The sequence below is a fragment of the Sphingobium sp. DC-2 genome, assembly GCF_000722555.1.
GTDB lineage: Bacteria > Pseudomonadota > Alphaproteobacteria > Sphingomonadales > Sphingomonadaceae > Sphingobium > Sphingobium quisquiliarum.
Genome location: NZ_JNAC01000054.1, coordinates 135579 through 159407 on the forward strand (window position 1 = coordinate 135579; position 23829 = coordinate 159407).

The following is a 23829-nucleotide window of genomic DNA, read 5'->3' on the forward strand; positions in this document are numbered from 1 at the left end:
CTATGCAATTCCGATCGATACACTTCTGTTCCAAGCGAAGGGGTGCGGCGTCCGTTTCCCCTTCACGCGACATCCTCTCTTTTAAATCAGCCGCGCCCTAAACCCCGGCGCTGTATGCCAGCGCTTCCAGCAGTTCCTCTCCGGGCATAGCCTCTCCCTGCGGCAGCAGCGGCTCAAGGCAGACATGGTTCGCGCCTGCATCCAGATGCGCCCTGATGGAAGCACGGATCGCCTCTGTGTTGCCCCATGCGACCAGCCCGTCCACCAGCCGGTGCGATCCTCCGTTCAGGAAATCGGACTCATCGAACCCCATCCGCTCCCAATGCTTCCGCTGATGGGGCACGGCAAGGTAGAGGGCCAGCCCCGCCCGCCCGATTTCCCGCGCGCGGCTGGGCGATGTTTCAAGGACGACTTTCTGCTGGATGCCTAGCAGCGCATCCGGGCCCATCGCGCTGCGCGCCTGCGCGGTAAATTCGGGAGTGACGTTGCACGGATAAGCCCCCAATGCCTCCTGTCCCGCAAGCTTGATCATCTGCGGACCCAGGGCGGCGATCACCACGGGCACCGGCTGAGGCGGCGGGCAGGATCCGTAATGACATGCCTGCATCGCCCTCAGGTAGCTGCGCATGGCTGGCACCGGCGGCGCGAAACTATGGCCGCGCGCCTCCACCAGAGGCGGCGTGGACACGCCCAGCCCCAGGATGAACCGGCCGCCCGACTGTTCGGCCAAGGTGTTCGCGCCACCCATCATCGCCTGCGGATCGCGTGAATAGATGGAGGCGATCCCCGTTCCGATCACCAGCCTTTCTGTCTGGGACAGCAGATAGGCCGCGTGCGCCAGCGGATCGCGACCCAATCCTTCGCCGAACCAGAAGGCGCTGAAACCATGACGTTCGACCGATCGTGCAAGCGCCGCAGCGTCCCGCGCGGGCAGGTGATCGGTATGGAACCAGATTCCCGGTGAAGGTGACAGTCCCGGCGCCTTGCCTGACGACAGCATCAGGCGGCGCCTCTGGCCAGCCGCATGGGCAACTCAGCAAATCCCTTGGTAAGCTCGGTCTTGATCTTCCGCGCCCGCCCGACATCCAACTCATAATCCGGAAAGCGTGCGAGCAACTCCTCCATCAGAACGCGCGCCTCCAGCCGCGCGAAGTGGATGCCAAGGCAAAGGTGCGGCCCGCCGGAAAAGCTGAGGATGCGCCGCTTGCCCCGCCGCACGTCGAACTCGTCAGGGCGGTCGAATTCCTGCTCATCGCGATTGCCCGAGGCATAGAGCAGCAGCACGCCCTGCCCCTGCTTCAGCGTCTGGCCATGCAGCGTCACGTCCTGCGCGACCGTCCGGCACAGAAACTGGGTCGGATTGTCATATCTCAGCGCTTCCTGAAACGCATCTAGGATCAGCGGACGATCGGCCAGCACATGCGCCTTCTGCTCGGGAAACTGATGCAGCAGGTAGATGAGCAAGGTCACGCCCTTCGCGATCGTCTCCGATCCGCCGGACACCAGCATTCCCAAGTGGATGGACGCCTCTTCCTTCGTCATCCTTCGGCCGATGCGCTGCTCATATTGGAAGAACGCCGAAACCGCATCGTTGGGCTGCTCGGTCCAGCCACGGCGGCTCTCCGCCAGCTCGCCGCAATAGGCGTTCATTTCCTCATAGGCGCGCAGCCCTTCCTCCGTCACCGCGCCATCAGACGGATCGTGGCCGAAAAGCAGGCTCACGCATTCCCGCATGCGCGGCTGGTCGGAAGGGGGGACGCCGACGAAATCGAAGATCAGGCGCGACGCGAGCGGCATGGCAAGGTCGTCCATGACATCGAATTCGTCCCGCCCGCTCAGGTCGTCGAGAAATTCGGTCACTGCCATCCGCATCATATCCGCCTGCTTCTTGACCGCCGCTGCGTTCAGGAGGGGCAAGAACATCTTTTGCAGCATGGTGTGATCAGGCGGATCGACCCAGTTGAGAATGGGTATGACCGGCTGTTCCTTGGTCAGGACTTGCGAAGGCAGCGTTCCCTTGCTGCTCGTGAACCGCACCGTATCCAGCGACGTGTTCCAGATGTCCTCGAAACGCGACAGCGCCCAAGCATCATATTTCTCCAGATAAAAAGCAGGGGCATCGTCGCGCATCCGCTTATAGATGGGATGCGGGTCACCGCCGATGATCGCATCGGCAAAGGGATCATAGTCGATCATATTGCTCCCCCGATTACAGATCGTGGGCGATGTTATATTCGACGACCTTTCCGTCACGCAGTTTCCAGAAATCGAAATAGGTCGAATACTCATCCGCCTTGCCAGGGTAACTGTGCAGCACATGCCCGGATATGGCGATTAAGTCCCCTTCGATCAGAACATTCGTGGGAATATGCTTCGTCGCTTCTCCCCTGTCTGCATGATAGGTTTTCATATGCTCGATGAAATCGAGATATTCTTCAAGGTTCAACGGCTTTTCCAGCCCGACATTGATCGCGGTGAGCAATAAGTCGGGGTGCAGCCATTCGCGCAGCTTTTCGCGGTCGACATCATCGCTGTAGCGGAAAAACTGCTGAATTTCCTCCAGGGTCATCATCCACTCTCCTGTGCCAAATTCCTGCCGCGCTGCGGGCGCGGCCATCGGGCATTGCCATGCCTCTGGCCATGACGGTTACCGTGGCGATGCTTGCCCGTCAATCTTTCAGGAACGAGACGTTGCGTTTCCTTATTGCCCGTTTTAGGGATGCATGAATGCTCTGATTGATTCGCCTGGCGGCATCCCCGTCATGCGAAGATCATGAGAATGGGAGAGGGCGCTGCATGGAAAAGGGTCATGGCCGCTCGGCGGCCGTTGTCAGCCTTGAAAAGGCTGCTTTGGCGATGCCACTGCGCTGACGCGCCGGTCTTTTGCAGCGAACTGCATTGAAAGAGAAAAAGATGCTCTATTTCGACGTCTACACCATGTTCAAGATACCCGTCCTTATCTTCAAGAAGGAACGCGGTATAAAGCGGATCGCGGGAGCGCTTCTGGCATGGCTGTTTTTCGTTGTCGCAGGTATCTTCTCCTATCTCTGCATGCTCCTTGACTATGTCTTCTTCCCCGGCGTGCGCAAGGTCGAGGTCAAGGCGCCGATTTTCGTGGTGGGCAATGGCCGCAGCGGCACCACGCAGATGCACCGCCTACTGACGGGCGACGAAGAACGCATGTCCTTCTTCAAGGGATATGAGCTTCTCATCCCATCGCTGGTGCAGAAGAAGATGCTGGCGGGTGCAGCGGCGCTTGACCGGCTCTTGCTGGGCGGCCGCATCTACAAGCGCATCCGCGACAAGCATGACAATGGATTGCAGGAAGTGCGCCAGATGCACGACTGGCGCATGGACAGTTCCGAAGAAGACGACTTCATCATGCTGTATAACTTCAGCGCCAGCACCCTCATCACCTTCTTTCCCTATATCCGGGAATTCCATTACCTGTTCTACACGGACCAGCGGCCCGAAAAGGCGCGCAGGCGAATCATGGGATTTTACAAGGCGGCACTTCAGCGGCAGATCTACGCGACCGGCAGCAACCGCATCCATTGCTGCAAAAGCCCATCCTTCACAGTGAAGATCCGTTCCCTGCGCGAGACCTTTCCCGACGCCCGCTTCGTTGCAATGGTCCGCAATCCGGCAGAAATGCTGCCCAGCCTTGAACATCTGATGCAATGGTATTGGGACAAGCAAGGCTGTCATTCGGAATTGTCGCACGAAGCGGCCAAGGCGTTGTCGGACCAGCAGATGTCGCAGTATAATTATATGTTCGAAGCGCTGGCATCCATTCCCGCGAAGGACCAGTTCGTCGTCCACTTCCCTGATCTTGTCGCGGACCCAAAGGCGGTTGTCGAAGGCATTTACGCACGCTTCGGCATGCCGATCAGCCCGTCCTACGCCGCTTTCCTGGACGAGGAACGGGAAAAGGCGCAACGCTTCGTCAGCAAGCATGACTATGAAAAGGCGTCGGGAGAGGAACGCGAACGCTACACCGCGCAGATCCCCGAACTGGCGCTGCGTTTCGGCTGGTAGGATCGCTGGCCGCCCTTCAATCTCCCCTAGAGGATATTTCCCATGCAGTTCTGGCAATCTTTCGCCCGCACGCCGATGGAGCATATGCCGGACCTGGTCCAGGCGGCTGAGGATATCGGCTTCACCGGCGTGACGATCAGCGACCACTTGGTTCGGCCGGTCGAAATCAACACTCCCTACCCCTATTCCGCCGACGGCAAGCCCGTCAGCACCACCCACACGCCCTTTGCCGAACCCTGGGTTCTCATCACCCATCTGGCCGGGTTTACGAAGAGTTTGCGCTTCATGCCTTCTGTTTACGTCCTGCCATTGCGCGATCCGGTCTCGGTCGCCAAGTCCCTCGGATCGGCCTGCGTGCTGACCGGCGAGCGGATCGACTTCGGTATCGGCGTCGGCTGGATGCGTGAGGAGTTCGCGGTGACGGGGCAAGACTTTACGACGCGCGGCAAGCGAACCGACGAGATGCTGGAAATATTGGCGAAGCTGCTGACGGGCGAAGTCGTCGAGCATCATGGGGAATTCTACGACCTGCCGCCGCTGACGATGACGCCAGCGCCGTCGAAAATGCCGATGATCCTGTGTGGCGGCGAAAGCAAGGCCGCTCTCAGGCGCGCCGCCCGCCTCGACGGCTGGTTGGGCGTCGCCTATGATTTCGGCGAAATCCCCGGCGTGCTAGCGGGCGTGCGGGCAGCACGGGAAGATGCCGGGACGCTCGACCGACCCTTTGAAATCGTCCTTGCGGTGAAGGGCGGCGCTACGCCCGGCCAGATCAGCGAACTAGAGGAGATGGGCGTCACGCGCATGGTCCTGCCGCCGCTGATGGGGGATACCGCTGCGGAAAAGGTGGAGCAGATGCAGGAATCCGCCCGGTGCGTGGGCCTTTAGAGGCGCTGGAGATCTCAACAGTTGAGGTGAGCGAGTGGATATTCAGAAAGACCTGCTGCAACTGCCTTTGGCCAGCCTGATGGCTAGAGCAGAGGCGATGACGCTGGATGCTCATGGTCCCGTCGTCACCTATTCGCGCAAGGTCTTCATTCCGCTGACCCGGCTTTGCCGCGACAGCTGCCATTATTGCACCTTCGCCGCGACCCCGCGACAGGTTCACAGTCCCTATCTCAGCCGCGAGGAAGTGCTGGCCATCGCTCGCGCGGGCGAACAGGCGGGATGTCGTGAGGCGCTGTTCACGCTGGGCGACCGGCCGGAGGATCGTTATGCCGCCGCCCGCGCCTATCTGGCCGAGACGGGACATGAAAGCACGCTCAGCTATCTTGGCGAGATGGCGCGGGCCGTGGTGGATGAAACGGGCTTGCTGCCGCATCTCAATCCCGGGCTCATGGGCGCGGACGATTATGCCATGCTCCGGCCGCACGCCGTGTCGATGGGCATCATGCTCGAAAGCAGTTCAGAGCGGCTTTGCGCCAAGGGCGGCCCGCATTTCGGATCGCCCGACAAGGCGCCGCATATGCGGTTCGCCGCGATGGAGGCGGCCGGAGCGGCCTGCATCCCCCTGACCACGGGGCTGTTGATCGGCATAGGAGAAACGCGGGAAGAAAGGCTGGACGCGCTGCGAGCCGTCCGCGACCTTCACGCGCGTCATCATCATATCCAGGAAGTCATCATCCAGAATTTCAGGGCAAAGCCCGGAACACTGATGGCGGACGCACCGGAACCCGACCTGGAAGACCATCTCTGGACGATTGCCGCCGCCCGACTGATGCTGGGTCCGGACATGACGATCCAGGTTCCGCCGAACCTCAACAAAGCGCAGGATCTGTCGGCGATATTGCGCGCTGGCGCCAATGATTGGGGCGGGGTTTCGCCAGTGACGCCCGATCATGTCAACCCCGAAGCGCCCTGGCCGCATCTCGACCTTCTGGCTGATATCACCGCCTCGACCGGTCGCATATTGAGCGAGCGGCTCGCGGTGGGCCCCGCTTATGTCCGGGAAGCGGAACGCTGGATCGATCCGGCCTTGCGGACCCGCGTGCTTCGCGCCGTCGATGGCCGGGGCTTGCCGAAGACCGATAACTGGTGGGCAGGCAGCGATGCGCCCGTTCCGCTGCTTGAAACGCCGCAGGGCAACCCCACGCCTGCCATCTCCCGCGCACTGGAAAAGCTGGACAAGGATGAACTTCCGTCGCTCGATGACATAGTGACGCTGTTCAACGCCGATGGTGCGGACCTTGGGGCCGTGATCGCGGCTGCGGACCGGCGGCGGCGGGAACAGGCGGGCGAAACCGTCACCTATGTCGTCAACCGCAACATCAACTATACCAATATCTGTAGTTATCGCTGCGGCTTCTGCGCCTTTTCCAAGGGATCGACCCGGTCGGAGCGTGGGCCCGCCTATAATCTCGACCTTCCCGAGATCGGCCGTCGCGCGGCGGAGGCCTGTGGTCGCGGCGCGACCGAAGTGTGCCTACAGGGCGGGATACATCCCCAATTCGACGGGCATTACTATCTCGACATCGTCGCGGCGGTGCGCGAAGCAGCCCCCGGCATTCACATCCATGCCTTTTCGCCGCTTGAGGTGATGCACGGTTCGCAGACGATCGGCATGGCTTTGAATGCCTATCTCGATCGGCTCAAGCAGGCCGGGCTATCGACCTTGCCGGGCACGGCGGCGGAAATCCTTTGCTCCGACGTGCGGTCGGTTCTGTGTCCCGACAAGCTGTCGGCCAGTGAATGGCTTCAGGTGATGCGGGCAGCCCATGGCGTCGGCTTGCGCAGCACCGCCACGATCATGTTCGGCCATGTCGAGACCTATCGTCACTGGGCCCAGCATCTGATGAAGATCCGCGCCTTGCAGGAGGAAACGGGCGGCTTCACCGAGTTCGTGCCCCTGCCTTTCGTCCACATGGAAGCCCCCATCTGGCGCAAGGGCCAGGCCCGCAGCGGCCCCAGCTATCGCGAGGCGATCCTGATGCACGCGGTGGCGCGTCTGGTGCTTGGGCCGGTCATTCCCAACATCCAGGTTTCCTGGGTAAAGATGGGGCAGGATGGCGCCGCCGCGGCACTTGGCGCTGGCGCGAATGACTTAGGAGGCGTGCTCATGGACGAATCCATCACGCGCTCGGCAGGCGGCGTGAACGGCCAGATGGTGAGCGCGGCGGAGATGGCGGCCGTCGCCAGCAGCGCCGGACGCATCGCGGCGCAACGCACCACCCTTTACGGCGCCATGCCCAGACGGCTGGAACCGGCCTGAGGAAGCGGCGCGACATGGCGGACAACCGGCAACACGCCTCGATAGAGGGACCTGTTCAGGGCGGCGCGCGCGGCAGGCCCTTCGCGGCATCGATCGTCGATCTGTCACCCCATGGCTATCGAGAAGAAGAATATTTCCTGTCCGGCACGGCGCGCTGCTGGGCCCCGCGTTCCGGCACGCGGACCGGGCAGGACGGTATGTGGGCGGCGCAACGCATCGGCGCGCCGCAACCATATAAGACGCGCCTGCTCGCGCGCATTCCCCCTCCTGATCGCTTTAGCGGCACCGTGGTCGTGGAGTGGATGCAGGAACTCTTCGGCACGGAGCGCGACATCTTCTTCCGCTGGAATGCTGAAACGCTGCTGCGGGCGGGGATCGCCTGGATCGGCGTTTCGCTCCACCACGAAGGGGTCGATGGCCCTGCTCCCAACAGCCTGGTCAACTGGGATCCGCAGAGATACGGTTCACTCACCATCCCCGACAGCAGCCTTGGCTACGACATATTGTCGCAAGCGGCACGGTGCCTACATGACCTGCCCGGTTTGGGCGAGGGCAAGGTGAAGACGCTCCTGGCCGCAGGCAATTCGCTTTCCGCCTGGCGCCTCTCGACTTACGTCAATGCCGTGCAGCCGGTGGAGCAGATTTTCGACGGGTTTTTCCTTCAGGATTTCCGCCAGAAAACCGTTCAGGACCGGGAGGACGCGGCTTTCCCTCATGATCGCTACGTTCGTTCGGATGCGATCAGCCCCGTCCTGATGCTCAACATGACACCGGCCGCCATGCGCAGCGCCGGCCAACCCGCCGGGCACATGCTGAGGCGATGGGAACCGGCCGGAGCGGCTCATACCAACACTTTCCTCATGGCCCGCACCGCCGTTGCGGAGGAGCGGGACACGGGAACGATCATCACCTGCTGCCCGGAAGATTATGCGAATGCGATACCCAGCCAATATTTTTCCGGCGCGGCCATAGAGGCGCTCGTGCGTTGGGCTCGCGATAAGAAGGCGCCGCAGGACTTCGCGCCCATAGACCTTGCTTCGGCTGGCGGTGCGCCCGCGCTGGATGAATATGGCAATGTGACCGGCGGCATGCGCCACCCGTGGGTCGATGTGCCGGTCGCGCGCTATGGCTGGGAAGGGGAATGCGTCGGCGGCAGTGGCCGAACATATCCATTCCCATCCAGCCGCCTCGCCCGGCTTTATGATGGTCCGCAAGACTATCACCAGAAATTTGCCGTCGCCGTCAGAAGGGCCGTGCGCGACGGCATAATCCTTCCGCACGATGCAGAGGCGGCTATCGCAGCGGCCGGACGCCTGACCTGGTAACGCCTCACGCACCGGCAAATCCAGCATGAACAGATTGGATCAGAAGGGAACGGATTTGAACGACGCAAGGAACAGGCGAATAGCGGTGCTGGGCGGCACGGGCCACGAAGGAACGGGGCTTGCGCTGCGCTGGGCAAAGGCTGGCTATGAGGTCATCATCGGCTCGCGCGACGCTACAAACGCCATCTCCGCCGCAGCAGACTTGCAAAGCCGTTCAGGCGGCCTGATTAGCGGGGCGGAAAACAGCGATGCCGCAGATCGCGCCGATATCGTGGTGCTGGCGGTGCCTTTCCAGGTGCAGGTCAAGCTTGCCAGCGCGGTGCGGGAAGCGCTTATCGGCAAGATCCTGATCGACGTGACAGTGCCTCTCGTCCCGCCCAAGGTCGCGCGCGTCCAGCTCCCGGCGGCAGGTTCTGCGGTTGAGGCCCTCCAGCAGATCCTCGGGCCAGAGGTGCGGGTCATATCGGCGTTTCAGAATGTGTCAGCGCATCAGCTTGCCGATCTCGACGGCCCGATCGACTGCGACCTATTGGTATGCGGAGACGACCCGGAAGCACGCGAACAAGTGTGCCAGCTCGCCAGGGCGATTGGCGTGCGGGCCTGGCACGCGGGTCCGCTGGCCAATTCCGCCGCTGCGGAGGCGCTGACGTCCGTGCTGATATTCATCAACAAACGGTACAAGATTTCGAACGGTGCGGGTATCCGCATCACGGGCCTTCAAGAAGAATGAGAGCAGGCGCGAGCATGGGAAGGGAGAAGGGCATGCAGGCGAATGGAGAAGCGGGACAGGCGTTCATTCCTCCCAATCCGTGGACGCAAACCAAGCCAGCCGCCGTCCCGCCGCCCGGTCAGGCCATCACCAGCTGGGGCCTTGCGATCGACGCGCCTCTCCGGCTCGATGATCCTGATGCGTATGACTGGCAGGACGAAGCCGATATGGTGGTGGTCGGCCTGGGCGGCGCTGGCGTATCGGCCGCGCTAGAGGGCCTGGAACAGGGGCTGTCGGTTATTGCCCTCGACCTTTACGACGGCGGCGGCTCATCGGCGGCGAATGGCGGGGTCTATTACGCAGGCGGTGGCACTTCCATTCAGCGCGAAGCGGGCGTCGAGGACGACGCCGAACGCATGGAGGAATATCTTCGCTACGAGGTGGGCGATGTCGTCGCGCCGGAAACCCTGCGCGACTTCTGCCGACAGAGCGCAGAGACCTTCGAATGGCTGCGCAGTCATGGCGCGCCTTTCAGCGCCACCCTCTATTCGAAAAAGACTTCCTATCCTCCGCTCGACAAGTTCCTCTACCATCCTGACAGCAGCCTTGCTGGTCCGTTTCGCGATCTGACTCCGCCAGCCGCGCGCGGTCATCGGACGGTCCACCGCAACGGCAAGAATCCCTTCGGTCTGGGCGTTGGCATCTATGCACCGCTCAAGGCCGCCGCGCTGGCGCGGGGCTTGCGGTTTCAGGAGAATGCCGATGTCCGCCAGCTGGCGCTCGATGCCGATGGCCGGGTGGTGGGCGTCCGCGTTGAACGGCTGGCCGACCCTCTTCTCCGCGAAAGGCATGCGCGACTGATCGCGACAGCCAATCGATGGATGACCATGCTTCCCTCGACGCTTCCGGGAGCGCAGCTGACCGTCGGCATCGGCTACCGCTATCTCGCCAAAGCCCATAAGCTCGCCGCCGCTGGCCGCACCAGCGCTTGGCTGCGCGCCCGGCGTGGCGTGGTGCTGAGCGCGGGCGGTTTCATCTGCAATCCGGAAATGATCCGGCATTTCGCCCCGGAATACGCAGCCGGTCTTCCCAACGGAACACTGGGCGACAATGGCAGCGGCATCATGCTTGGCGTTTCAGCGGGCGGAAAAACCGGCCTGATGGAGCGCGTTTCCGCCTGGCGTTTTCTCTCCCCGCCGCAAGCCTGGGGCCAAGCCATGATGGTGGATGGCGAAGGCCGCCGCTTCGTCAACGAAAGCTGGTATGGCGCCCGGATCGGGGATGAGATGGTGGAGCGGCATCGCGGCCGGGGCTACATCATCATGGATCGCAAGCTCTGGCGGCAATCGCTGCGCGATGCCTTCGGGGAAGGCGTGCTGACGTTCCAGCGGGACATCACCCTCGTCAACGGCCTGATCGGCTCTACCAAGGCGGCCACGCCCGAAGCTCTGGCGCGTAAAATGGGCTTCTCGCCTGACCTGTTCCTTGACTCGCTTGCCACCTATAATCGCGCGGCACGTGGGGAGGAACCGGACCCTTTCCACAAGGCGCCCGGCGAGATGTCGGAACTTGGTCAAGGCCCCTTCTATGCCGTCGACGCATCCATGGATGCCCGCTTGTTTCCGCTATCCTGCATGACCGTAGGCGGGCTTGATGTCGACGAAGGCACGGGCGCGGTGAAGTCGCTTTCGGGCGGAGTCGTGCCCGGCCTCTATGCGGCGGGGCGCAATGCGGTCGGTATCTGTTCAAACCTCTATGTCAGCGGCCTGAGCTATGCTGACTGCGTCTATTCCGGGCGGCGCGCAGCGAGGGCCATCGCCGCATGATCTCCGTTCTGGATGATGCACCGCCCATCCCGGATATGCGCAACCCGCAAACAGGCCTCTCCCCGGCCCAGCGATACCTTGCAAACTCTATCGGACATCGCGATGCGAACCGGCGAGACGGAAGGCGTCACCATTTGCTACTGCATGCAAATGAACATCATGCCTGGCGTCACATCCTATCGACGGATCGGGATCATCGGCTCCGGCCGGGTCGCGTCCGCCCTTGGTCTCGCTCTTGCCCAGCTCTCGACAGAGCCGCTTGCGATCTGGGGCCGCGATCCGGTGCGCTCTGCCGCCGCGGCCGCGTTGATTGGCCGGGCCGTTGCCACAGCGCTTATGACGGAGATCGCCGAAACGTGCGGTGTGATCGTCCTTGCCGTCTCAGATGACGCGCTCGAACAGAGCATCTCCGAACTCGCTGCGAGCGGTGGAACCGCATCGTCCTTCGTCTTCCATGTCAGCGGACGCAGCGGCGCAGCCATTTTGGCGCCACTCGGCCGCAAGGGATGGCTCACGGCCGCGATCCATCCGGCCATGACGTTCACCGGCGATCCTCAGGCAGAGGTCCGGCGGATGATCGGGGCAAGCTTTGCCGTAACCGGCTTGACGGGCGAGTCGAGTGCAGCAGCCCGCGCCCTCGTTGCCCATCTGGGCGGCGTGCCGGTGGATATCGCCGAAGAATATCGGCCGCTCTACCATGCCGCCCTCTGCCACGGTGCCAATCACCTCGTTACGCTGGTCGCCGGTTCCTGCGAAGCATTAGCCGCCGCTGGCGTGGACGATCCCGCCGCGCTGCTCACGCCGTTGGTTCGCGCTGCACTGGAAAACAGTCTTGGCAAAGGCATGGCAGGTCTGTCAGGCCCCTTGCTGCGTGGAGATGAAGAGACGATCGCCGGGCATATCTCCGCCTTGCGCGAGCATTCTCCCGCACTCCTGCCATCTTATCGGGCGATGGGGCTTGCCACGCTCGACGCGCTGAAAAGGCTGAACGGGACGGAAGCGCCGTCTCCCTGCCGCCCCATATTGGAGAAGATTTGATGACGAAGCTGCTGCTGGCAGGCGCAACCGGACTGGTGGGTGGCGAAGCGCTGGCCCTGTCCCTGGCGGACGAGCGGGTGACCAAGGTCGTCGCGCCGACCCGCCGGCCGCTTGCACCTCATCCCAAACTCCTCAATCCGATCGTGGAGGCGGACAGTCTTCCGCTCGACGCTGACTGGTGGGCCGTCGATGGCGGCCTCTGCGCGATTGGAACGACACGGGCGAAGAGTCCCTCGGCCGCAGCATACCGCGCCATCGACCTGGATTATCCATTCGCCATTGCCAAGCGCATGCGGGAAGCAGGCGCGCTCCGCTTTGCCCTAACGTCCTCCATGGGCGCGAATGCCCGATCGCCTTTCCGGTATTCGCGGATCAAGGGCGAGTTGGAGGAGGCTGTCGCACGCCTCGGCTTTCCCTCGCTGACCATCGTCCGTCCCGGTTTCATCGGCGGAGAACGGAAGGAACATCGGCCGATGGAACACATGCTGGGCCGCCTTCTGCGCATCACCGGTCCTTTCCTGCCGCCGATCGCGCGCATCAGCCCGGCAAAAACCACAGCGGCTATCCTCGTCGATGCGGCGATCAGCGGCGCGATCGGCAGTCACAGCGTCAGCGCGGCAGTCATCGCCCGCGCCGCGTCGAACCGCCTTGGGTAATTCTGGACATGCGGCGGTGGCCGAATTGTAGGTTGCCAGTTTGAGGTGTTAACAACCCCGAATAACTACCGTCAGCTTCTCGAACCTGATGTAAGTTTGGAATAAACATGCGTTGGTCGAGCAATCCTGCTTCGATCTCAATGCGAAGCCAGGATCGATCGGATCGCCTTTTTCAAGCATGCCCACATCGGCACTGCTGTTGAACAAGGCGGGCGTAACACGAACGCAAGCTCCGCGTGAGACCATCGCGATGGACGGTAAAAATCCGATGCTCGTCCAACAGACCCCTCGCCATATTGTCCTGCGCACTCGTCCGTCCAGCCAGGCGGAAGGACGTGATGTGGCCATGCAGGCACGGATCGGACGGGGTTAACATCTCCGGCCCCTTCGCTCCATACAGCGTTTCCGTCCAAAAATCGCGAAGATAGCGCAGCCGCGTCGCCAATCCTGAAAACCTATCGCGTCCCGCACCATCAGTGAGCCGCAAAATCCCCGGTGCCGGTATGCATGCGCGAATAAGCGTTGGCGACAAAAGGCGGACTATTGGCGCTGTCAGGGCCGATGAGGCCTGCTTGTCCTTACGAATATGGATGACACCAAAGTGACCGGCAGCTCCCAGCCGAAAAATAGCGAAACTTCCGCTCCTTATATTTCCATCCCATTGCTCGTCGGTTGAGGCATTGTTATGTCAGCGCGCATATTGCAGAAGGAATTTTCCGAACGCTCCTGTCAATCAGCACAGTGATCGCGGCCGTCCATCTGTGGCTGACGGCTCATGACACACTATTTTCCACCTGGGCTAACTCGTGGCTAAGAATGCGGACCAGATCGGCAGCGGGCATCGCTCTGGACAACATGGCGCCCTGGCCAGCCCACTGTGCCGCATAGCCGTCTTCGCCAGCCGCTTTGGCGGCCGCGATCAGCGCCTTGCCCGCGTCATAGGTCATAGGATAGCCGGGATGAGGAAGGCCGACTTTCCCGCCCCATTGGGTGAAACGGTTGGGCAAGCTGCGGGCGGGGCGGCCGGATATCGCCTCGGTGATCAAGGTATGAGCCGCGCCTGGACCGGCAAGCGCCTGGCGATACGCCTCATCAGCGCTGCTTTCAGGACAGGCGATGAAGGCGGTGCCCAATTGGGCCGCGATTGCGCCGAGATCGAGTACAGCCCTGATGCCCTGACCGTCCATTATGCCTCCCGCAGCGATGACGGGCAAACCGGAGCGAAGCGCCAGAAGGCGGGTCAGAGCCATGGTTCCAAGGCGATCGTCAGGGGCGTCCGGATGGAATATGCCCCGATGGCCCCCGGCTTCCCATCCTTGAGCGACGATGGCGTCCATCCCCGCCCGCTTCGCGGCCAAGCCTTCCGCAAGGTTCGTCGCTGTTGCAATCAGGGTGCAGCCTGCCGCCTTGAGGGCGGAAACCTTGCCGGATCCTGGAAGTCCAAAGTGGAAGCTGACTACCGCAGGCCGCAACTCAAGCAGCATGGCGAGCATGGCGTCATCCTCGACAAAGCTCTTGTATATCGGACGCAGCACCAAGGGCGGCTCCGCGCCGAACCGTTCGAAAAGTGGAGCCAGAGAGGCCAGCCAGGCGATTTCACGTTCCGGATCGCGTGGGGTTGGCGTGTGCGCGAAAACATTCACGTTGAACGGCTTCGCAGTGTGCTTGCGCGCATCTTCGATCATCCCGCGCGCGCCATCCGTGGTCGTGGCCGCCACGCTAATCGAACCCAGGGCGCCAGCATTGCAAACGGCAGCCGCTAGTTCAGGGGTCGATACCCCGGCCATTGGCGCTTGCACGATGGGCAGCGTAACACCGATAGTTTCCAGCAACGTCATCGCATTGCCATAGCATGATGTGGTTCAGCACGCGATCGGCAACACCGGTCTAAGCCGATGAACATAGCTTCCCGTCTTCCAGCTTCACCCTATTCAGCCGCAGCGCATTCGCGACCACGGTCAGCGAAGACAGCGCCATCGCGGCACCGGCGAACATCGGCGAGAGAAGGATGCCGGCAACCGGATAGAGGACGCCTGCGGCGACCGGCACGCCGATGCCGTTGAACAGGAACGAGAAGAACAGATTCTGGCGGATGTTGGCCATGGTCGCGCGCGCAAGCCGCCGTGCCCGGACCATCGCGGTGAGATCGCCCTTGGTCAGGGTGAGGCCAGCGCTTTCGATCGCGACGTCCGTCCCTGTCCCCATGGCCACGCCGACATCGGCCGCAGCCAGTGCGGGCGCATCGTTGATGCCGTCGCCCGCCATCGCGACGCGCGCGCCGCGCCCCTTGAGTTCGCCGACGATGCGCGCCTTGTCATCGGGCCTGAGGTCGGCATGAACCTCGTCGATGCCGCCGATCGCCCGCGCCACCACATCCGCGGTTCCCCGGCTGTCGCCCGTGAGCATGACGATGCGCAGCCCCTCGGCGCGCAGCGCCGCGATCGCGCCTTGCGCGTTCGCCTTTATCGGGTCCGCGACGGCAAGAAGGCCGATGACGCGTCCGTCGGCGGCGGCCAGCATGACTCCGGCGCCCTCGCCGCAGAAGCGATCGGCCGATGCCGCGAGTGACGTGACATCCGCTCCGACACGCTGCATCTGGGCGGCATTCCCCACCGCGACCGTGCGCCCATCAACGCTGCCACTGATGCCAAGCCCCGTCTGCGATTCAAAGTCCGCCACGGCTGGAACGGCCAGCCCGCGTTCCCGCGCGCCTGCGACGATGGCCACAGCAAGAGGATGCTCCGACCGCATTTCCAGCGCCGCAGCCAGCCTCAGCACCTCATCGGCATCGACGCCTTGGGCCGGTTCGACGGCGATCAGCCTGGGCTTGCCTTCGGTAAGCGTGCCGGTCTTGTCGATAACCAGCGTGTCCACCATGTCGAGCGCCTGCAACGCCTCTGCATTCTTGACCAGCACGCCCGCTTGCGCTCCACGGCCCGTGCCAACCATGATCGACATCGGCGTCGCCAGACCCAGCGCGCACGGGCAGGCGATGATGAGCACGGCGATCGCGTTGAGAAGCGCATGGCCGAAGCGGGGCTGCGGGCCGACAAGGTTCCAGATGATGAAGGTCGCGACGGCGATCAGCACCACCAGCGGCACGAACCAGCCGGAAATACGATCGGCGACGGTCTGGATCGGGGCGCGGCTGCGCTGCGCATCGGCCACCATGCTGACGATCCGGGCCAGCATGGTTTCCGCCCCGACCGCCTGCGCTTCCATGACCAGGCTGCCGGTGCCGTTCACCGTCCCGCCCGTGACCGGAACGCCTACGCTCTTGAGGACAGGGGCTGGCTCGCCCGTCAGCATCGACTCATCCACGGAAGATCTGCCTTCGATCACTTTTCCATCGACCGGGATTGCCTCCCCCGGACGGACGCGCAGCCGGTCACCCGTCCTGACGTCCGCCAACGGTATCTCGCTTTCGGCGCCGTCCGTGCCTATGCGCAGGGCAGTCTTCGGCGTTAGGTTCAACAGCGCCCGGATAGCGCGGCCAGTTGCGGCGCGGGCACGCAGTTCAAGCACCTGGCCCAGCAGCACCAGCGCCACGACCACGCCCGCCGCTTCGTAATAGACCGGCACCATGCCGCCATGACCGCGAAACGCCGGAGGAAACACGGCGGGAGCGACTGTAGCGACGAGACTGTAGAGGAAGGCGGCGCCCACGCCGATCGAGATCAGCGTGAACATATTATAACGGCGGTTCTTGAGCGAAGCCCAGCCACGTTCAAAGAAGGGCCGCCCTGCCCAGAGGACGATCGGCGCGGTCAGTCCCAGTTGCACCCAGGGCGACCAGGCCATCGGCACCAGATGAAGCCCCAGCATCTCTCCCCCCATCGACAGCAGCAGCAATGGGGCGGCGAGGACGGCGCTGATCCAAAGGCGACGAGTGAAGTCGATGAGTTCGGGGTTGGCGCTTTCCTCTACGCTTGGCTCAGCGGGCTCCAGCGCCATACCGCAGATCGGGCAAGCGCCCGGCGCGGACTGGCGAACCTCCGGATGCATCGGGCAGGTCCAGACGACCGCGCCGGACGATGCCGTGGCTGGCTGAGCTGCGGGTTCCAGATAAGCGTCGGGCCGCGCGACGAATTTCGCACGGCAACCGGCGCTACAGAAATGATAGAGTGTTCCCGCATGTTCGGCATGATGCGCCGTGGCGGCCGGGTCGACGCGCATTCCGCAGACCGGATCGGTCGCAGCGCCGCCGGCGGAAGAGCTGGAGGCGCCGGGGGCGCTTCGATCATGCATGGCTCGCTCCTTCGTCCGATCATATAGGGTCCGACATCCTGTCGGGGTCAAGGTTTCCTTTCCTATCAGACATGATCGACCGCAAATTGATCTGCTCCCTTGTCGCGACGGCATTAATTGCATGGTCGTTGGGGAAATGTTGCCTGGACGGACCATAGCTGAGTCAGAACCCCTTCGGGAAAAAGGACGCCGCGCTCGTATATTCCCTATGCGGCCGCCTCTCGCGCAAATCGACCGGGCGGGCGGCCCAGCCGCTTGCAAAACGCCGTGCTGAACGCGCTCGCAGATTCATAGCCGATCTCACCGGCGATCTGGTCGAGCGATTTGGCGCCTCGCACCAGCGCTTCCTTCGCGATCGCCATTCGCCAACGGGTCAGATATTCGATGGGAGCGCACCCCATGACCTCGCCGAAGCGGGCCGAAAATGCGGAGCGCGACATTCCGGCAATGGCGGCGAGACCAGCGACAGTCCACCCGGCGCGAACATCCGCGTGGATAGCCTGAAGCGCGCGCGCGATCGCCGGATCGCGCATGCCCTTCAGCAGACCCGCAGCCGCTCCATCCCTCCCCGCGCTCTGCCAGCGCAGCGCCTCTATGAGCAGCGCCTCCAGCATCCGCCGGAGGAGCAGGTCCTTGCCGGGATGGTCGGCGGCGCATTCCTCGGCGAGAAATTCGATCAGCCGGCCAAAGCGCGCTGCCCTTCCCTCCGAAGCGGGAATGTGGATGCGAGCAGGCAGCAATGAGAGAAGAAGCGGCGCGTTCACCCGTTCGAACGTGAAGCTGCCGCCCAGCGCGGCGAAATCAGGTTCACCATGCTGCTCGCCATGCCGAACCGCCTCGGCGCGGGGTTCGACAGGATCGCACCGGACGCCCGGCGCACTGCTCAGCGAAAAGGCCGGAGTCACCGGAAGAATAAAGAAATCGCCTTGCGCGAGGCGGAGCGGCTTTTCCCCGTCGAGCGTCAGCCAAGCCTCCCCGGAAAGAATGATCGTGAAGCCCGGCGCATCATGCGCCGCATAACGAACGCCCCATGTCCCTCTGGCCGTGATCGGCTTCGAGACGGCTGCGCTGGGCCGCAGCAGGGCGATGATGTCGCTCAAAGGGTCCATCTTGGACGATCTATAATGATATATGGATTGTGCATTATAGACCGTATCAGAGCACCCGTCTATCTCCCCGTCATCGACACAATGGAGACAGCCAATGACCAGCACGATCCTCATCACCGGCACCTCGTCAGGCTATGGCAAAGCGGTCGCGGAGCATTTTCTGCAGAAGGGCTGGAACGTCATCGCGACGATGCGCCATCCCGAAGCCGCTGCATTCGATGGCGACACCAGGCGGTTGCGCGTGTTGCCGCTCGACGTGACAGACGCTGACAGTATCGCCGCCCTGATCGAAGCGGCGGGGCACATCGACGTGCTGGTCAACAATGCCGGCATCGGTGCGGTTGGCGCCTTCGAAGCCATGCCGATGACGCTGGTGCGCCAACTCTTCGAAACCAACACGATCGGCGTGATGGCGATGTGTCAGGCCGTCATCCCGCAGATGCGCGTCCAACGCGCGGGCACGATCGTCAACATCACCTCCAGCGTGACGCTAGGGGTCTTTCCGCTAGCAGCGGCCTATACCGCCAGCAAGCAGGCGATAGAGGGGTTCACCGGATCACTGGCGCTGGAACTTGCCCATTTCGGCATCCGCGCGAAGCTCGTCGAGCCGGGCTATGCGCCCACCACTCGGTTCGGAGCGAATGCCATCATGCCGGTCGAGCAACTCATTCCCGATGATTATGCGGCATTCGCCCGACCCATCATGCAAGCCTTCACCCAACCGGCCCTGACGACGAAGGAGGGCGATGTTGCCGAGGGTGTCTGGAACGCCGTCCATGACATTAGCGGCCAGATCCGCTTTCCGGCGGGACCGGACGCCCTGGCGCTCGCCCATGCGGGAGAGGAACGTCCCGCTGGATGACGGATCGCTGCGTTACCGTCAGGCCCATGATGCTCCAAAGGAAAAGTGGCAAGGCGATGCTTTCCCCGCCCCCGGTAACCAGCATCGGCCTGCCCCTTCCTGCCCTAGACGGCGGTCGCACCGCCGTCGATGACGAGCGGATGGCCCGTCACGAAGCTCGCCGCGTCCGAACAGAGCCAGACCACGGCCTGCGCGATCTCCTCAGGCTGGCCCATGCGGCCCATGGGCGTCATGGAATCGATCAGCGCGCGCATGCCGTCGTCGGCGATCAGCGGCGCGGTCATCGGTGTTTCGATCACGCCGGGACAGACAGCGTTGACGCGAATTCCCGATGTCGCCCATTTAAGCGCGCCCTGCCGGGTGAGGCCGATAACACCATGCTTGGTGGCGACATAAGCGGGCTGGTTGGGATTTCCTACGAGGCCGTTGATGGACGAGGTGTTGACGATCGCGCCGCCGCCCTGCTCCACCATCACGCGAGCTTCCTCGCGCATGCACATCATGACGCCGGTCAGATTGATGCCCAGCGCGCGCTGCCACACGGCATCGTCATATTCGTCCGCCGTGACGATGTTGATCCCGGCATTGTTGAAGGCGCAGTCGAGACGGCCGAACAGTTCGACGGCGGCGGCGACCATTTCCTTGACCTGTCCCGCGTCGCTGACGTCGCAGCGCTGAAACGCCGCCTTGCCGCCCTGCCGTTCGATCAGGTCCACGGTTTCGCTGCCGCCCGCTTCATTGACGTCGCTGACCAGAACGGACGCGCCCGACCGCGCGAAGGCCAGCGCCGCGGCACGGCCAATGCCCCCCGCGGCGCCCGTTACCAGCGCCACCTTTCCCTGAAGGCCGTAGTCGATCATTACCTTCTCCTTTTTTCATGCGCAAACGCCGCATCCAAAGGATGCGGCGGCGCTGCTTTCACAGTGTCGAAGCCTATTCCGCTGCGCAAGCGGTCTTCTGTCCTCGATCCATGACATAGTCCGCCATCACTGGCGAGGCCATGGCTTCGGCAAAAGCCTCATAGCTCCAAGGCCAGCTGGACGGCACGCCGGTGGCGTCCAGATACCAGCTGCTGCAACCCGACCCGAAGATGGTCGATTTGGCTGCGGCGATGCGCCTTTCCTCATAACCGGCATGGGCCTGCACGCTAGGCTCGATGCTCTCCGCCTCGCCGCGACGCAGCGGCTCCAGCAACTGTTCGATATAGGTCCATTGCCGCTCGGCAATGTCGATCAGCGAGAAGTTGCCAACCGGGCCGGTCGGGCCGTTCAGCACGAAGAAATTGGGAAAGCCGGGGATCGCCACCGCGTAATAAGCGGTCGGGCGCACCGACCAGACATCGTCGAGCGACAGCCCGTCACGGCCCAGCACGGTCGTGGGGCGGATGAAGCGGTCGGCGTGGAATCCGGTCGCCAGCACCAGAGTGTCGAGCGCATGGAGGCGGCCATCCGCCATCCGCACGCCTTCCGGCTCCACATGGGCGATGGCTTCGCGTTCCACCTCCACATTGGGATGCTGCACGGCATCATAATAGGACCAGCTGTAGATGAGCCGCTTGCATGCCGCGCGGTAATTGGGGCGCAGCTTTTCGCGCAGCACGGGATCGCGCACGCTGTTTTCCAGATTGTCGAGGCACAGTTGCTCGATCGCGGCGATTTCCGGTCCATGCGTGTCCGTGATCGCCTGGGTGAAGCGATAGATGTTCGCCCAATATTCCTTGTCGTTGCGGATGGCATCGATCAGCGCGGGATTGCGGCGGAATGCCTCCCGCTCCTCCTCGCTATACTGGAAATAGGGAACCGGCATGATCCATTGCGGCGAACGCTGGAAATGAACGAGCTGGGCCGCGCGCGGCTGGAGCGCGGTGACAATCTGCACCCCGGTCGATCCATTGCCGATGATGCCAACGCGCGCGCCGTCCATCGGCGCATCGTCGCGCCAGCGGGCGCTGTGAAGGGCTGTCCCGGCGAAACTGTCCAGCCCTTCAATGTCCGGCATGCGCGGATGGTGCAGCACGCCTGAGGCAGCGATGACCGCATCGGCGACGGCTGTTTCGCCAGTGGAAAGCTCAAGCTGCCAGACCTGTCCGTCCTCATCCCAGACGCAGGACACGACCTCCGCATTGAAGCGGATGTGCGGCATTACCCCATATTTATCGGCCGTGCGTTCGAAATAGGTCTGGATCTCCGCACCTTCGGCATAATAGGCTCGCCATTCGGCATAGGGTTCGAAACTGTACGTATAGGCGTGGGCCGGAACGTCGCAGGTCAGGCCGGGATAGCGATTTTCCCGCCAGGTCCCGCCCAGCCGCCCGGCCTTTTCATAGACGGTGAACTGCTCGCCCTTCTGGTGCAGGCGGATGGCCGCCAATATACCGGCCATGCCCGCGCCGATGACGGCGTAACGCAAAGGGCGGCGCTGCTGATCGATGGACAATGCACTCTCCTGATTCGTGGTCCTGCCACCGATCATGTCGGCACGCGGATGTCCGCGCATCCTGCAAACGGATTAGGAAGGCGCCGGGATCACTCCGGGGAGACGGCGGCCTCGCTTCGCTCGCTGGCGGCCAGATGGCGGCTGATGGCATCCACGCGCGGTGCGCTTCCTTCTTTCGGATGAAGCAAGCTATATCACCGCGTCGGAGATGGTCGTCGATGGCGGCAACATCTCGTCGCAACGTGGGTGAGGAATTAAATGACGATGCTTTCGCTTGACCGCCGGACCTTTGTTTCCACGGCTTTTCTGACGTCGGTCGCGGGCCTGACGGGATGCGCCACGCCTGCATATCGCGCCCGAAGCGGCGCGATCCCCTTCCGCTCGGCCGTCGTGGCGAAGATGGACGGCGGCAATGATTTCCAGCTTGAATGGCAGGCCGATGGCGTGCAGCGCGTCACCGTCTATGCCGGGACCGGTCCAGCGCCGGTCCTGATGGGAAAGCCCGCTGGTGAGGGCGCCGGATCGGGGCGCATCATCGTCAAGGGGCTTGCCCCGGACCAGCGGCCCTTCTTCACGCTGGTGCCGGACAGCGGCGCGCCGCTGGTCATCGCCGACCGGGCGCTTCACCTGCCCAGCATCGCCAATCTGCGCGACATTGGCGGTTATCGCACGGCGGATGGACGCTGGGTAAAGATGGGGCTGCTCTATCGTTCCGACCAGCTCGACCGGGTGAGCGACGCGGACCTGTCGAAAATGTCGCAGCTTGGCCTTCAGCTTGTGGTCGATCTGCGCACACAGAGTGAGCGAGCGCGGGAGCCAGACCGCTTGCCACCGGCCACGCCGTCGCTGGTGCTGGATGTCGCGGGCGACGGCGAAGGATCGCTGGGCGGCGACATGCGCAAGGCGATGACCGCCATCTCTTCGGGCAAGGGCGTCGAGCTGCTGACGGAGGCCAACCGGGATTTCGTGTCCCTGCCCAGCGCCCGCCGCGCCTATGCGCAGATGCTGGACCGGCTGGCGGCGCAGCAAGCGCCGATGCTGTATCACTGCACGGCGGGCAAGGACCGCACCGGCTGGGCCAGCGCCGTCATCCTCACCCTGCTGGGCGTGCCGAGGGAAACGGTGATGGCCGACTATCTCGCCAGCAACCGGTTCCTGAAGGCGAAGAATGCGGCGGCGATGGCCGCGCTGTCGAAATCGGGCAGTTCCCTGGACCCCGCCTTCCTTGAGCCCGTGCTCACCGTGCGGGCCAGCTATCTGGAGGCCGCCTTTGCCGAGGTGGAGAAGCGCCATGGGTCGTTCGACGCCTATATCGCGCAGGGGCTGGGCATCAGCGACGCGACGGTGGAGCGGCTTCGCGGCCATTATCTGATGGGCACGGCCGTCTGAGGCAGGGGCGGACGCGGAAAAGCGCCCCTGCGTTAATGTGGGTTGCCCTGCCCGGTGCGACCGTGTGGAGGGGCAAGCGTTCTGCCTTGTCCCACCATATGGAGACCGGCATGACATTTCGCTCCCGCCCTTCCATCATAGCGTCCTCTTCTGCCGCGCTGGCCGCGCTCGCCCTGCTGGGCGCCTGCAGCCCTGCGGCGAACCAGGAAAATGGCCGCGTGCCCGGCGGCACCAACCAGCAGCAGGCGATCAATGCCGCGGGCGATACCGGCGCTTCCAACAGCATGCCCGGCATCGGCGCGCCCGGCACCGGCGGGGAAGGAACCCAGCCATGAGCGTGAACCGCAGCCTCATTTGCGCCGCGATGGTGCTGGCGCCGCTGGCCGCATGCAACCAGACGAGCGGCGTTTCCGGTCAGGACGAGCTGGCCAATGGCAGCGCCACGGTCGCGCGCCATTATGAAGGGCCAAAGCCCGAAGGCGTATCCAGCCCCAATGACGCGGTGACAACGACCTTCTACATCCCGCAGGCGGCGATCGGCGATATGTACGAGATCCAGTCGAGCGAACTGGCGCTGGTGCGCGCCCGCGCGCCGGAGGTGAAGGCCTTCGCCCGCCAGATGATCGAGGATCACAAGAAGACGAGCGCGGCCCTGCGGCAGTTCGTGGCTGACAACCCGGTGAACATCGCCATCCCGAAGAATATGGACGCGCGCCGCAACGCCATGCTGTCCAACCTCAAATCGGCGGGCGACGCCGAGTTCGATGCGCAATATATCGGGCAGCAGGCGGCGGCCCATCAGGAGGCTTTCAACCTGCACAGCAGCTATGCGTCACGCGGCGATTATGCGGCGCTCAAGACATTGGCGCAGTCGACGGCGAAGATAGTCGGGCACCATCGCGAGGAAGTCGCAGCGCTCGATGCCAGGTTCGGGACGCCTGCCAACAAGGCGAAGTCGGGGACCTGAGGCGGCGCATGGGCTTTGCTG

Annotated in this window: 20 protein-coding genes; 12 read left to right on the forward strand and 8 right to left on the reverse strand. The window is 63.3% G+C overall.

All coding sequences use genetic code 11. The annotated features are described in order from the left end of the window. Positions 1–97: 97 nt before the first annotated feature. From ET21_RS0112375 to ET21_RS0112385, 3 genes are read right to left on the reverse strand one after another with little or no spacing between them, the layout of a single operon-like run. A complete protein-coding gene (locus ET21_RS0112375) occupies positions 98–1000 on the reverse strand; it encodes a TIGR03620 family F420-dependent LLM class oxidoreductase (protein ID WP_021238008.1) in 903 nt (300 codons plus the stop codon). Beyond that, positions 1000–2196 carry a cytochrome P450 gene (locus ET21_RS0112380; RefSeq protein ID WP_030539955.1) on the reverse strand — a complete coding sequence of 399 codons (1197 nt, stop codon included), beginning with the start codon at positions 2194–2196 and terminating at the stop codon, positions 1000–1002. The genes ET21_RS0112375 and ET21_RS0112380 overlap by 1 nt, the downstream gene beginning before the upstream one ends. 13 nt (positions 2197–2209) lie before the next feature. Beyond that, positions 2210–2617, reverse strand: coding sequence for a nuclear transport factor 2 family protein (locus tag ET21_RS0112385; RefSeq protein WP_030539956.1), 408 nt, complete (start codon positions 2615–2617; stop codon positions 2210–2212). 296 nt (positions 2618–2913) lie between these two features. Between ET21_RS0112385 and ET21_RS0112390 the strand changes: the two genes are divergently transcribed. The 8 genes from ET21_RS0112390 (at position 2914) to ET21_RS0112425 (ending at position 12797) form a co-directional block, all read left to right on the forward strand. Then, the gene (locus tag ET21_RS0112390) at positions 2914–4038 is read left to right on the forward strand and encodes a sulfotransferase (protein WP_030539957.1); all 1125 of its coding nucleotides are present in this window, start codon (positions 2914–2916) and stop codon (positions 4036–4038) included. Positions 4039–4080: 42 nt separating this feature from the next. After that, on the forward strand, positions 4081–4923 hold the full coding sequence (locus tag ET21_RS0112395; protein ID WP_030539958.1) for a TIGR03619 family F420-dependent LLM class oxidoreductase: 843 nt from the start codon (positions 4081–4083) through the stop codon (positions 4921–4923). A gap of 34 nt (positions 4924–4957) precedes the next feature. After that, complete coding sequence (cofH, locus tag ET21_RS0112400) at positions 4958–7243, forward strand: 5-amino-6-(D-ribitylamino)uracil--L-tyrosine 4-hydroxyphenyl transferase CofH (RefSeq protein WP_030539959.1); 2286 nt, start codon at positions 4958–4960, stop codon at positions 7241–7243. Between the two features lie 14 nt (positions 7244–7257). Next, positions 7258–8568 carry an alpha/beta hydrolase domain-containing protein gene (locus ET21_RS0112405; RefSeq protein ID WP_030539960.1) on the forward strand — a complete coding sequence of 437 codons (1311 nt, stop codon included), beginning with the start codon at positions 7258–7260 and terminating at the stop codon, positions 8566–8568. 55 nt (positions 8569–8623) lie between these two features. Beyond that, positions 8624–9298 carry an NADPH-dependent F420 reductase gene (npdG, locus tag ET21_RS0112410; protein WP_030539961.1) on the forward strand — a complete coding sequence of 225 codons (675 nt, stop codon included), beginning with the start codon at positions 8624–8626 and terminating at the stop codon, positions 9296–9298. Between the two features lie 32 nt (positions 9299–9330). Beyond that, the gene (locus ET21_RS0112415; protein ID WP_021238016.1) at positions 9331–11103 is read left to right on the forward strand and encodes an FAD-binding protein; all 1773 of its coding nucleotides are present in this window, start codon (positions 9331–9333) and stop codon (positions 11101–11103) included. A 159-nt stretch (positions 11104–11262) separates the two neighbouring features. Next, positions 11263–12141: a Rossmann-like and DUF2520 domain-containing protein gene (locus ET21_RS0112420; protein ID WP_030539963.1), complete on the forward strand. Its 879-nt coding sequence runs from the start codon at positions 11263–11265 to the stop codon at positions 12139–12141. Further along, the gene (locus ET21_RS0112425; RefSeq protein ID WP_030539964.1) at positions 12141–12797 is read left to right on the forward strand and encodes an NAD-dependent dehydratase; all 657 of its coding nucleotides are present in this window, start codon (positions 12141–12143) and stop codon (positions 12795–12797) included. The genes ET21_RS0112420 and ET21_RS0112425 overlap by 1 nt, the downstream gene beginning before the upstream one ends. A 773-nt stretch (positions 12798–13570) precedes the next feature. Here ET21_RS0112425 and ET21_RS0112430 read toward each other — a convergent pair. From ET21_RS0112430 to ET21_RS0112440, 3 genes are all read right to left on the reverse strand, one after another. After that, positions 13571–14635 (reverse strand): nitronate monooxygenase family protein, encoded by a 1065-nt coding sequence (locus tag ET21_RS0112430; RefSeq protein ID WP_030539965.1) that lies wholly within the window; start codon positions 14633–14635, stop codon positions 13571–13573. A 49-nt stretch (positions 14636–14684) separates the two neighbouring features. Beyond that, positions 14685–17045: a heavy metal translocating P-type ATPase gene (locus ET21_RS0112435; RefSeq protein WP_081856715.1), complete on the reverse strand. Its 2361-nt coding sequence runs from the start codon at positions 17043–17045 to the stop codon at positions 14685–14687. 206 nt (positions 17046–17251) lie between these two features. Further along, entirely contained in the window at positions 17252–18154 is a 903-nt protein-coding gene (locus ET21_RS0112440) for an AraC family transcriptional regulator (protein WP_030539967.1), read from the reverse strand. Between the two features lie 94 nt (positions 18155–18248). On the opposite strand from ET21_RS0112440, the gene ET21_RS0112445 reads away from it, so the two are divergent. Next, positions 18249–19016: an SDR family oxidoreductase gene (locus ET21_RS0112445; protein WP_030539968.1), complete on the forward strand. Its 768-nt coding sequence runs from the start codon at positions 18249–18251 to the stop codon at positions 19014–19016. Between the two features lie 104 nt (positions 19017–19120). On the opposite strand, the gene ET21_RS0112450 is transcribed toward ET21_RS0112445, so the two are convergent. Next, positions 19121–19876 (reverse strand): SDR family oxidoreductase, encoded by a 756-nt coding sequence (locus tag ET21_RS0112450; RefSeq protein WP_030539969.1) that lies wholly within the window; start codon positions 19874–19876, stop codon positions 19121–19123. Between the two features lie 73 nt (positions 19877–19949). Further along, positions 19950–21452, reverse strand: a complete 1503-nt coding sequence (locus ET21_RS0112455) for an NAD(P)/FAD-dependent oxidoreductase (protein WP_037470920.1) — start codon at positions 21450–21452, stop codon at positions 19950–19952. A gap of 258 nt (positions 21453–21710) precedes the next feature. On the opposite strand from ET21_RS0112455, the gene ET21_RS25885 reads away from it, so the two are divergent. From ET21_RS25885 to ET21_RS0112475, 3 genes are all read left to right on the forward strand, one after another. Then, on the forward strand, positions 21711–22841 hold the full coding sequence (locus ET21_RS25885) for a tyrosine-protein phosphatase (RefSeq protein WP_030539971.1): 1131 nt from the start codon (positions 21711–21713) through the stop codon (positions 22839–22841). Between the two features lie 110 nt (positions 22842–22951). After that, positions 22952–23176 carry a hypothetical protein gene (locus tag ET21_RS0112470; RefSeq protein WP_030539972.1) on the forward strand — a complete coding sequence of 75 codons (225 nt, stop codon included), beginning with the start codon at positions 22952–22954 and terminating at the stop codon, positions 23174–23176. Then, a complete protein-coding gene (locus ET21_RS0112475) occupies positions 23173–23808 on the forward strand; it encodes a DUF4142 domain-containing protein (protein ID WP_030539973.1) in 636 nt (211 codons plus the stop codon). Before ET21_RS0112470 ends, ET21_RS0112475 begins: the two co-directional genes overlap by 4 nt. The last annotated feature ends 21 nt before the right edge of the window (positions 23809–23829 follow it).